Genomic DNA, 620 nt, shown 5'->3' with positions numbered 1-620 from the left:
CCGCGTACCAGTATTTTGTCCGCCGGAAACGCCGTGGAGCGGAATACCGCCTTGCGTTCTGCCGCCGTCTCCTTGCGGAAGCGCTTACTGTCCGGTAGATGTGTTTCCAGAATGGGCAGGGCGAACTCGGCACAGACCTTGTCGTATGCCTTGTAAAGTTCAGTCTTTTCGCGTCCGTCCACCATGTTCCACACGAGGTAAATCCCTTTGATGCCGGACTTGCCCGTGCTTATCATCTGTTCGTTGATGACAGTGGCGAACTTGATGGAACTCTCCATCACCACACGGTCGGCGATGATGGGCGTGAAGATATAGTCCATTTGGGAAATGGTCTGCACCACATCGGCATTGTTGATTGTTCCCGGCAGGTCGAAGAACACGAAATCGAGGTCGGGCTGCGCTGCCACCAGATTTTCGGCGGTCTTTACCGCATCTTCCGCACGGCTGCATCTGATGGTGTACGGGTTCTTCTTCAGTCGTTTGAGCTGCTCATACGCCAGCACCTTGTAATGCCCGTCCTCCATGACGGCTTTCATGTCACGCTTGCGCATGTCATGGATACTGTACTGCGGGAAATCGCAGTCCACCACGGCTACGTTGTAGCCTTTCACATAGTGCAG

General features: G+C 54.5%; 1 protein-coding gene. It reads right to left on the bottom strand.

Annotated features, from left to right (window positions below):
- Positions 1–620 (bottom strand): ParA family protein (locus DXA54_RS28040; protein ID WP_120081224.1); only part of this gene is annotated, 620 nt, incomplete at both ends.

The sequence above is a fragment of the Bacteroides sp. OF03-11BH genome, assembly GCF_003604005.1.
Taxonomy (GTDB): domain Bacteria; phylum Bacteroidota; class Bacteroidia; order Bacteroidales; family Bacteroidaceae; genus Bacteroides; species Bacteroides ovatus.
Note: the sequence above shows the minus strand (reverse complement) of the source record. Positions and strands in the feature narration are given on the sequence as shown.